The organism is Phocaeicola coprocola DSM 17136 (genome assembly GCF_000154845.1).
In the GTDB taxonomy this organism is placed as follows: Bacteria; Bacteroidota; Bacteroidia; order Bacteroidales; family Bacteroidaceae; genus Phocaeicola; species Phocaeicola coprocola.
Genome location: NZ_DS981512.1, coordinates 64,145 through 75,453, shown reverse-complemented (window position 1 = coordinate 75,453; position 11,309 = coordinate 64,145). Strand labels below are relative to the sequence as shown.

5 protein-coding genes and 2 pseudogenes are annotated in these 11,309 nt (G+C 37.8%); 5 read left to right on the top strand and 2 right to left on the bottom strand.

Annotated elements, in window-relative coordinates; translation table 11 throughout:
- Positions 1-181 precede the first annotated feature (181 nt).
- The 4 genes and pseudogenes from BACCOP_RS18595 to BACCOP_RS18580 all read left to right on the top strand — a co-directional run.
- Positions 182-1,348, top strand: a complete 1,167-nt coding sequence (locus BACCOP_RS18595; RefSeq protein WP_007571866.1) for a n-acyl-d-glucosamine 2-epimerase — start codon at positions 182-184, stop codon at positions 1,346-1,348.
- Between the two features lie 42 nt (positions 1,349-1,390).
- Complete coding sequence (locus tag BACCOP_RS18590; RefSeq protein WP_007571865.1) at positions 1,391-4,534, top strand: SusC/RagA family TonB-linked outer membrane protein; 3,144 nt, start codon at positions 1,391-1,393, stop codon at positions 4,532-4,534.
- 10 nt (positions 4,535-4,544) lie between these two features.
- On the top strand, positions 4,545-6,185 hold the full coding sequence (locus BACCOP_RS18585; RefSeq protein WP_040312258.1) for a SusD/RagB family nutrient-binding outer membrane lipoprotein: 1,641 nt from the start codon (positions 4,545-4,547) through the stop codon (positions 6,183-6,185).
- A gap of 78 nt (positions 6,186-6,263) precedes the next feature.
- Positions 6,264-6,488 (top strand): annotated as a pseudogene (locus BACCOP_RS18580) (heparan-alpha-glucosaminide N-acetyltransferase domain-containing protein); the annotation flags it as partial.
- A gap of 37 nt (positions 6,489-6,525) precedes the next feature.
- Here the strand turns inward: BACCOP_RS18580 and BACCOP_RS18575 are convergent.
- Both BACCOP_RS18575 and BACCOP_RS18565 read right to left on the bottom strand, forming a co-directional pair.
- Positions 6,526-7,742, bottom strand: a pseudogene (locus tag BACCOP_RS18575) (transposase).
- A gap of 881 nt (positions 7,743-8,623) precedes the next feature.
- Entirely contained in the window at positions 8,624-9,787 is a 1,164-nt protein-coding gene (locus BACCOP_RS18565) for an IS4 family transposase (RefSeq protein WP_007564783.1), read from the bottom strand.
- A gap of 402 nt (positions 9,788-10,189) precedes the next feature.
- On the opposite strand from BACCOP_RS18565, the gene BACCOP_RS18560 reads away from it, so the two are divergent.
- A complete protein-coding gene (locus BACCOP_RS18560) occupies positions 10,190-11,296 on the top strand; it encodes a DUF4434 domain-containing protein (protein WP_007571857.1) in 1,107 nt (368 codons plus the stop codon).
- Positions 11,297-11,309 lie beyond the last annotated feature (13 nt).

The following is an 11,309-nucleotide window of genomic DNA, read 5'->3' as shown; positions in this document are numbered from 1 at the left end:
ATACACAATATTAATAATATTGTAAAACAAAAACAACACCAAATAGTAACAAATAGCCAAAAGAAATTAAATAAAAAATAAAATAATACACCAATAGTATAATAAATAAAATATTTTATATATTTGCATTATAAGAGTACTCTACATTTATTAATACAATTAAATCGATAAATAAAGTATTATGGACGATTTAAAACAATTAAAAGAACAGTATAAGGAAGAATTACTTAATAATGTACTTCCTTTTTGGATTCAACATTCCCAAGATAAAGAATGCGGTGGTTATTTCACATGCTTGGATCAATTCGGAAAAGTTTTCGATACCGACAAATTCATCTGGCTACAAGGTAGAGAAGTCTGGATGTTTTCTATGTTATATAATAAATTGGAGAAAAAGCAAGAATGGCTGGACTGTGCCATACAAGGTGGCGAATTCTTAAAAAAATATGGACACGACGGTAATTACAACTGGTATTTCTCATTGAACAGAGAAGGAAAACCTCTGGTAGAGCCATATAATATTTTTTCATATACATTCGCAACAATGGCCTTTGGACAGTTAAGTCTGGCTACCGGTTGTGAAGAATACGCTGACATTGCCAAAAAGACATTCGATATTATTCTTTCCAAAACAGATAACCCGAAAGGAAAATGGAATAAACTCCACCCCGGTACACGAGACCTAAAAAACTTTGCTCTTCCTATGATTCTTTGTAATTTAGCCTTAGAAATAGAACATTTACTCGACAAAGATTATCTGCAAAGTACAATAGATACGTGTATACATGAAGTAATGGATATCTTTTACCGACCTGAATTAGGAGGACTCATTGTAGAAAATGTAAATAGTGATGGAACCTTGGCCGACTGTTTTGAAGGAAGACAAATAACTCCCGGGCATGCTATTGAAGCAATGTGGTTTATTATGGATTTAGGAGAACGTCTCAATCGTCCTGACCTGATAGAAAAAGCTAAAGATACAGCATTGAACATGTTCGATTACGGCTGGGATAAAGAATTTGGTGGTATTTTCTATTTCATGGATCGCAAAGGTTTTCCACCTCAACAATTAGAATGGGATCAAAAATTATGGTGGGTTCATATTGAAACATTAATCGCCATGATAAAAGGTTACCAACTGACAAAAGACAACCGATGTCTAGAAGTTTTCAAAAAGGTCCATCAATATACATGGAGTCATTTTAAAGATCCAAAGTATCCGGAATGGTTTGGTTATCTAAATCGAAGAGGTGAAGTTTTACTTCCACTAAAAGGTGGTAAATGGAAAGGATGCTTCCATGTTCCTAGAGGGCTTTATCAATGTTGGAAAACACTGGAAAAGCTATAATACATAACCTATCTTTACCTTAATCTTTAAAACCGCATTCTTATGAAAAAAAATTTCAAACGCGAAAAATGGATTTCAAGGATATCACTTGTAACCATTGCTTTAACCTGCCAAAATGCAGTATATGCCACTGATGTTCTATCAGGATCAACCGTGGTATCATCTATTATACAACAAGAAGGTCGTACGATTTCTGGTACTGTAACAGACGAACAAGGTAATAGTATTCCTGGTGCAAATATTCTTATAAAAGGGACTTCTATCGGTACAATTTCAGATATGAACGGAAATTTCGAAATACTAGTTCCCAGCAATCAAAATATCCTACAAGTTTCCTTTATAGGCTACAAGAATAAAGAAGTTACCATAGGGAATAATAAAAGATTGAATGTCCAGCTAAGTGTTCAGTCAGAACAACTCAATGAAGTAGTTGTCACAGCACTGGGTATCAAGCGAGAGAAAAAAGCGTTAGGATATGCCATGCAGGAGGTTAAGACAGATAATCTGACAGAAAACAAATCTATCAGTCTCAGCAATATGCTACAAGGAAAAGTAGCCGGTGTACAAATTGCACAATCAGGATCCGGAATGGGAGGATCAACGCGTATCATTATGCGTGGTCTAAACTCACTAAGTGGCAAAAATCAACCTCTTTGGGTAATTGACGGCATTCCTATTAATGATGATTCAAATGGTGATGCCGATGAATATGGAGGTACAGACCTTGCCAGTGCAGCTTCACAAATTAATCCGGAAGATATTGAAAGTATTTCTATCTTAAAAGGAGCCAATGCTGCCGCACTTTATGGTTCAAGAGCACAAAGCGGAGCCATCATAATTACCACGAAGAAAGGAAAACAAGGGCAACCTTTACAGCTGGAATATAACGGCAATATCCAATTCAGCAAAGTATACAATCCATACGACTATCAAAATATTTATGGTCAAGGGTCCAGTGGGGTATTCAGTACTTCAGCCAAAGGTAGCTGGGGTCCGAAAATGGAAGGTCAGATGGTTGACAACTGGAAAAATGTCATCTATGGCAATACAGATTATGGTCAATATGCATTGCTTCCACAAGATGACTACATCAAGGAATTCTACGATACCGGCGTACAATATTCAAACACTGTAACAGCATCAGCAGGAAGCGACAAACTTACGGGACGTTTATCATTTACAGACAGCAGAAACAATGGTATTGTTCCTAACCACTCTATCAATCGACAATACTTCGACTTAAACACTGAATTCAAAAGCGATTTTCTGACTATCGGAGCAAAAGCCAATTACATGATAGAAAAGACTAATAACGCTCCGGCACAAGGTAGTTACGGGTTAATGTCGCAGTTCATTACCATGCCACGTGGTATTCGTCTATCTGACCTTAGCACTGATATGTTTAAATCAAACGGACAGGTACAAAACTGGACAGGCCCGGCAGAAAACTATACCAACCCTTATGGAATGATATTGCCCGATAACGGAAATAAAAATACCAGAAACCGTTTCTTAGGACAAATCAAGGCATCGTTAAAACTGACCAGTTACCTGAACTTGACGGGACGAGTAGGTGTAGACTGGTACAACGACCAGTACCGGAAATACGCTATTCATCAGTCTGATGGATCGACAGCTTCACAATATGTTCATAGTGAAACTTCTCATAAGGACTTTACTGCCGATTTAATATTGAACTTCAACAAGACATTCGGAGATTTCGGTGTAACAGCCAATCTCGGTACTTCTGTCGAAAACCAATCGTATGAAGGTCTTGCAGGCGATGCAGGTACTTTCCAGATTACCGACTTCATCTGGATGGGCAACGGCGACAAACGAGAAGCATCTGAGTCTTTCTATAAAAAAGAAATTCAATCTGTATTCGGTAATGCATCTCTGAGCTGGAAAAGTATGTTATACTTGGATGTGACCGGACGTAACGACTGGTCTTCCACTTTACCTAAAGAAAATAGATCGTATTTCTACCCTTCAGTCAGTCTGAGTGGTATTATCTCTGAAATGCTGAAAATGCCAGAATGGACCGATTACCTAAAGGTTAGAGCATCATGGGCAAAAGTCGGAAATGATACTGATCCTTATAAATTGGCTTATGCATACAGTAAATATGGTAGTCTGGTAAATGGAGGAACCATTCTTGAAATGCAATTACCGGATGAACTTCCACTGAGCGACTTGAAACCGGAAAGTACCAATTCATACGAAGCTGGCTTAGAATGGCGTATGTTCAAAAACCGATTAGGTGTTGACTTTACTTATTATCAAAGTACAACTACCGATCAGATTCTTGCCATCAATACTCCGGTTCCATCAGGATATACCAGCAAGTTGATCAACGCAGGTAAGATTCGCAGTAAAGGTTATGAATTGACCGTAACAGGAACACCTATTCTGACCAAAGACTGGAAATGGGATATCACATTAAACTGGGGATCAAACCGAACCGAATGTATAGAACTAGGTGGAGGAATCAAACGTTATACACTAGGTAGTACCAGTATCGCATCAGTTGTTATCAACGAAGGTGGAAAATACGGTGATATTGTTGCAACCAACGCTTATCAGAGAGATGCCAATGGCAATATTTTGATTGGTGATGATGGACTACCTCTTACTGAGACAGATAAGGTTATTGGTAATATGTTACCAAAATGGACAGGTTCAATAGGCACCGGATTACAGTGGAAAAATCTGTCTCTTAATGCTTTGATCGATATACGTTATGGTGGCGACTTTATCTCTATGACTGATGCCAACGCATGTTCTGCAGGAACATCTGCACGAACATTGGAAGGACGTGACAAAATGGTTGTAGATGGCATTTTAGCTTCAACAGGAGAAGTAAATACCATTCCTGTTACAGCACAAGAATTTTATACTAAAATAGGAAGTTCAAGTGGTGTAGCCGAAGAATTTATGTATAAAGGAACCTATGTAAAAATGAGAGAACTATCTATAGGATGGAATCTTCCAACTTCCTGGCTTAAGCCACTCAAGCTACAAGCTGTTAAGGTTTCTGCAGTAGGACGTGACCTCTTCTATTTCTACAAAGATGCACCTGTAGATCCAGAATCAGCTATTTCTAGTGCTGACTATGCTCAGGCATTCGAATATGGTTCAATGCCTCCTACTAGAAGTTTTGGATTTTCTTTAAATGTTAAATTCTAAATTTAGAGCTATGAAACAATCTTTGATTTTATCCAGTATATTTTTGGTTGGTATGGAACTATTCAGCAGCTGTACTGATAAGTTCGAATCCATGAATACCAATCCCGGAGCTGTTACAGAAGCAAGTTTAAAATATATCTTGCCTTATGTACAGGAAGTAGGTGCTCACCTTGATTGTACACCCTACCAAAGAGCAGACAACTTATATGCACAAATGTATTGTCAATATTTTGCAAATGCAGACGCCGGCTTTGCATCCGACCGATACGGTTACAACGATTCATGGTCCAATGAAGGGTTTTGGCAACCATATTACAAAACTCTAAAACACATGAAAGTAGCAAAGCAAACAGCTGAGAATAATCCAGAAGAAACAAATATATGCCAGATGATTCGTATAACACAAGCCTATAACACAGCTGGCATGACAGATACATTTGGAGATATTCCGTACTCAGAAGCTGGATTAGGAGAGACAAAAAACAAATATGACTCTCAGGAATCTATCTATCAAGATATTTTTAAAGAATTAACAGAGGCTGTAAACATATTAAAAGAAAACAGAGAAGGACAAACAACCTGTACTTCAGACAATGATCTAGTCTTTGGAGGCGATATTCAAAAATGGATCCGTTTTGGTAATTCATTAAGATTACGCTATGCACTGAGAATTTCATATATCGATCCGGCACGTGCAAAATCAGAAGGTGAAGCAGCCTTGGCAAGCGGAGTAATGACCAGCAATGATGACAATGCCTATATGACAGCCTCTGCTACCGGAGATTGGGGATGGGGACATCCTTTATACATGATGAGCTTATGGAACGGATTCTGTATGAGTAAAACTATGGAAAATATTTTAAAAAATGAAAGTACAGTCACTGATCCACGTATGCCTCTCTGGTTTGGACAAACACAAGATTACGTTGCAGCTTTAAGAAATGGAGACAATACTTATACTGGAGAACAATTTGCCGGCATGTCAAACGGAATGAATGCAACAGAAATCGGATTGCCGGAAAACGGAGTAAGAAGACATTCTGTTTGCCTTGGATTACAAGCATATCCCGACTGGAATTCTCAAACAACTCCTTCGGAAGATGTATTAAATATAACAGTTACTCTTCCTCTAAAAATCATGACTTACGGTGAAGTTTGTTTGTTAAAGGCTGAAGCAGCTCTACTTGGTTGGAACGGCGCTGGAGATGCTGGAGAAAATTACAAAGAAGGCATTAAAGCTTCTTTAGCAGATGAGCGTTCATTCTTAAGTGACGCTTCACTGTCTCCATCAACCAACGACGAAACTTATATGACAACAGGTAAAGTTGCATGGAACGACAACGATACAAAAGAACAGAAATTAGAAAAAATCGGAACACAAAAATGGCTAGCCCTTTATCCTAATGGCATAGAGGCATGGGCAGAATGCCGTAGAACAGGATATCCGAAACTTTCACCTGTTCTGCATAGTGAAGATGCTAACATTAATCCTGCCAATCATGAATTCATCAGAAAATTAAGATATACCGACGATGAACGACGTGAGAACAGTGAAAATGCAACAAGCTCCTCCCTTAATCAAAATCAAGGAGACGGCTCTACTGTACACGTTTGGTGGGATACAAATCGTCAGCAAGAAGTTCAGCAATAAATAAGTGCCTTATAAAGATACAGATTATCAAAGATGTTGATAATCTGTATCTTCAAACTGATATAAAACCTTATCATTATGGAAAAAGCACAGCGCCTTATCTCCTTGGATGTTTTAAGAGGAATTACAATTGCAGGTATGATTATCGTCAACAATCCTGGCTCATGGAAACATGTCTACACGCCATTGACGCATGCTGTATGGAACGGACTAACACCGACAGATTTGGTGTTTCCTTTTTTCATGTTCATAATGGGTATCTCAACTTATATATCACTCAAAAAATTTAATTTTTCATTTAGTTTACCATTAATAATAGTTCGTTAAAAATTCGCCAAGCCTAAGCGGCTCTGGCAGTAAATAAAATGAGTTCTTTGAAAAGTTTGTCAATAACTTGCATGTCTGGGTTAATCCCGAACACGCAAATAAATCGTTCAAGCATATAAGCATTGTGTATGAATGACTTGCAAGAGGATATGGAATAGGCTATTCCGAGCCTCTTACATGCCGCTTTGGCCAAGTTGACAGCTGCGAGCGATGCATTGAAGTGAAAATCCAACTTCCTGAAGTCGGTTGACTGGCAGTTGGTGATTCCTGCATGCTGCTTGCCATCTCTAAAGCAAAATTCCAACTGGAACCTGGTTCTGTAATAATCCAGCACCTCGCGTCCATCCATGGAATCGTCTGTAGAGAAATAAAGTTGCCACTTGTCTGTTCTTCCGTCCATCGGATACCAGACGGCTAAGGAAACATACCTTTTGAAAGCTTTAGCATAAACCCTCAATCCGTATAGCTTTCCTTTGTTCACCTCGTATTCCTTGCACCGGGTCAAATCCAGATTGGCAAAGTCAATCCTGCCGTCAAACCACTTGGGATGACCACGTTTTCCTGTTTTCTTTTCCAATGTCGGATAGTACAGGACAACATCATTCCTAAAGCGGCTGATAACATGGAAACTGTTCTCACACATAGGCGTTACGAAAGTTTCCTTGGAAAAGAATGCGTCTGCAACCACCGTTTTGGATATGCTTTGCAGCTTGTCTTTTCTGCTGATAAGATAGCAGCTGTACCAGTCAACAAGGTTCTTGTCCATATTATCCAAGGTCTTACAATCCGGCGTCTGAATGGAACCTAAAGTCATGCATTCATGGTTGTCGATGTCAATGACACCGATGCCCATGATTTCCAGTCCACGCTTGTACTCTCCTGCACAACCGGACCAGAAGTAACCTATCCAAGGTGTCTTCTTGCCTGATTTGGGAATATGGAAGGGTCGATGGCAATGGCTTTTCTTTTGCCTGTGAGATGCTTGCTGATGATAGATCCGTTGAACGCAAACCAGTCGAAAGTTTCATGCTCAAAAAGGTTACGATAAGTCTGTTCTGAGAAACAGCCATATCTGCCCAATTGGAGGAAGTTTATACGATCCGGGATGGCCATGAATAATTTCATGGTGTCCATGAACGTTTTTTCAAAAGGTTTTTGTATATTCGCTACTGATTTGAGAGCCGACAGGCACTCGGATTGGTATTGCATAAGGAGTGTTTCTTTAGTCATAATCAGAAGAGTTGAGAGACTTCTAATTTACTAAAAAACCAGCGAATTATGCAATACTTTTTCACCTTTATTATCAGCAGGTTAGCACATTTTTTTCAGCACATTTCTTCATGCTTAACCATTCGTTTTAGACAACATTTCAATGACCTCTTTAGTGTTTCCGAACCGACTTTTGCCGGTTTTATTGTTTAACTTTTAATTTTTCGGTAAAAATTTACCGAAGTATTGCCATTAATAAAGAAAGTAATTAAACGTACCATCTTATTATTTCTCGTCGGATTATTCATCAACTGGTGTGCTAAGGGTATGTGCAGCTTTCAAGAATTAAGAATACCAGGAGTATTGCAGCGCCTAGCTCTTTGTTACTTTTTTACAGTTATCATATGTACAAATATTCACGAAAAATATATTCCTGCTTTAATCACTGTATTACTCCTCATATATCAAATTATATTAGTGACTGGCAATGGATTTGTCTATGGACCACAAAATATAATCGCTGTTATTGACCAATATATTTTAGGAGCTTCACATCTTTACAACGATCATGGTATTGACCCTGAAGGAATATTAAGCACGATACCATCCATATCACATACACTCATCGGATACTGTATTGGCAAAATTTGCATTGAAAAAGAAAATATACACAGTAAATTAGAGAAACTTTTTCTGATAGGTACTGTACTCTTGTTCGCCGGATATCTATTCAGCTATGGCTGTCCGATAAACAAGAAAATTTGGTCGCCCACTTATGTATTTATGACTTGTGGTGCCGGCATTCTACTATTATCTTTACTTATTTGGATAATTGATATCCGAAAATATCAAAAAGGATTCAAACTCATTAGTGTCCCGTTAAAATCGGGACGAATTAAATATTAATCAAACAACCCCGGGAAAAGGGGATTTAATTGCTCTTTGACATCATTGAAATTAGTCTTATTGAACAACTCTTGTAAAGGTGTTTTATCCGTTAATGAAATGCTCAAAATCTGTAGGACCTCATAGGTCGAACGGCTTAAGTGCAAATCATGTTGGATAATAGCTACCAAACAATAAGTGATAATAGCCACACTTATCTGAATACGGACTGCGTTTTCTGTGGTGCCCCAGAACCTTTTGATTTTAAGGTGCTGCTTCAACCATTTGAAGAACAGTTCTACAAGCCATCTCTTTTTATAGAGATTAGCTACATCAAGTGCAGATATATGTTTGGCATTTGTCAGGAAGGTAAATTCACGATCATCTTCTTCATCATAGAACCTGATAATCCTGAATGATTCCGGATACTTCTTTTCAGAGGTATATCCTGATAATTTCACTTCAGCATCAGATAGTATATTCTTTGGTAGTCTGCGTTTCCATTTGCAGAACTTAAATTTAAGATTCGACTTGGCTCTTACGACAAAGAAAGAGCCAGTAAGATGAATCCGATATAGTTCCTTAAACGAATCATACGCTCTATCAAAAATATAGTATGCATTTGGTTCATAATGAATTGCAGACATTGCTGTTGAGTCATGTTTTGAAGCTGTGGTTACTGTAAAAAAAGCCGGAACCTGAGCCTCAATGTCATAAAGGACATGTGCCTTGACTCCACCTTTTTTACTTCGAAATTTAGCCCAAGGAAATGTTGCCAAACATAACGGAATGGTGGTTGAATCAAAAGCGTACTTCTTTCCTTCGATATCCAGAATATGAGTAGCTCGTTTATCACTGGCTTCTTTCATCATGAAGAATGCAAAATCTTCAAAGATTCTGTAATCCCTATTTTGGTTAGCTGATGCAAGTGTGGTTTTGGCCAAGGGTTCACGACCCAATCCCAAATGATAACACTTGGCTTGATGTGCTTCCAATGCAACAATCAGGTCGCGTAGGCTCTCACGATTGCTTAGCTGTCCGAACATCATAGCAAGAAGCTGGTTCCAGCAAGTGAAATGTTTGACGTAACGATTTCCATCGTATTTGTCCACGATTCTTCTGAATTTATTGTTGTTCAAAAACTCTACCAATTGAGCGAAAACATATTTGTCTTGATTCATTTGAAGCCATTTGATTTGGTTTCAAAGGTACAATTTCAAATCGTCGCGCTTTACAAATAGAGTATAATAAGCTATATTTCAGTTATTTCAAAGAACTATTTATCCACTTTTACGGGACAGTAATGATTCAAACTTTTTACTGTATATGGCGTCAATCCATTATTCTGCTATACAGCAGGCGAACTATTATTCATCGCTCTGATACATATTTCAATTGGAGGAAACACACTTCATACATGGTATTATCAGCATGTATTAGCTCATTACTTTGGAGATAATTGTTTTTCATCGCTACTCATGGCATTATCTATAGCTGTTGTTATCGGAATAATAGGATACACATTATACAGAAAGAATATTTATATCAAAATATAAAACAGAAAAAATTAAAATTTAAGCAATATGACGAACCGTAGAGATTTTATAAAAAAGACATTACTGACAGGTGCCGCAGCTTTTGCAGCTCCCTCCTTCCTGCACTCAGAAAATGAAATGCCCGCTATTGCCTCATTGGCCAATGAAAGCAATATGAAAAAAGAAAATGATAACAATCCGTTAATTATTCCCAAAAACAATGGCTTACGCATCACTGGGACTTTTTTGGATGAAATATCACATGACATACCACATCAGAATTGGGGAGTAAAAGAATGGGATCGTGATTTTCAATATATGAAAAACATTGGAATCGATACTGTAATCCTTATCCGTTCTGGTTATCGTAAATTTATTACTTATCCATCAAAATATCTATTAAATAAAGGATGTTACATGCCATCAATGGACCTAGTAGATTTATTTTTGCAATTAGCTGAAAAATATAAAATGAAATTCTACTTCGGGCTATATGATTCGGGAAAATACTGGGATACAGGTGACCTTACATGGGAAATAGAAGATAATAAGTATGTTATCGATGAAGTATGGGAACAATACGGTACCAAATATAAAAGTTTTGGAGGATGGTATATAAGCGGAGAAATCAGTCGAAAAACTAAAGGAGCTATTGGTGCCTTTCAAGCATTGGGGAAACAATGTAAAGATGTATCAGGAGGACTTCCTACGTTTATTTCACCTTGGATTGACGGTAAAAAAGCCGTTATGGGAACAGGTAATCTAACAAAAGAAGATGCTGTATCCGTACAAGAACACGAACGTGAATGGAATGAAATATTCGATGCTATACACAATGTAGTAGATGCTTGTGCTTTCCAAGATGGGCACATCGACTACGATGAACTTGACGCTTTTTTCAGTGTCAACAAAAAGCTAGCAGATAAATACGGCATGAAATGCTGGACAAATGCAGAATCATTTGATCGTGATATGCCTATCCGCTTCCTTCCAATCAAGTTCGATAAACTACGAATGAAGCTAGAAGCAGCTAAAAGAGCCGGATATGATAAAGCTATTACTTTTGAATTTTCGCATTTCATGAGTCCTCAGTCTGCTTATCTGCAAGCAGGACATCTTTACGACAGGTATAAAGAATATTTTGACATTAAATAATAAGGAGAAATTA

Coding starts and splice junctions, on each gene's coding strand:
- BACCOP_RS18595 (WP_007571866.1), top strand. CDS start 182: ATGGACGATTTAAAACAATTAAAAGAACAGTATAAGGAAGAATTACTT.
- BACCOP_RS18590 (WP_007571865.1), top strand. CDS start 1,391: ATGAAAAAAAATTTCAAACGCGAAAAATGGATTTCAAGGATATCACTT.
- BACCOP_RS18585 (WP_040312258.1), top strand. CDS start 4,545: ATGAAACAATCTTTGATTTTATCCAGTATATTTTTGGTTGGTATGGAA.
- BACCOP_RS18565 (WP_007564783.1), bottom strand. CDS start 9,787: ATGAATCAAGACAAATATGTTTTCGCTCAATTGGTAGAGTTTTTGAAC.
- BACCOP_RS18560 (WP_007571857.1), top strand. CDS start 10,190: ATGACGAACCGTAGAGATTTTATAAAAAAGACATTACTGACAGGTGCC.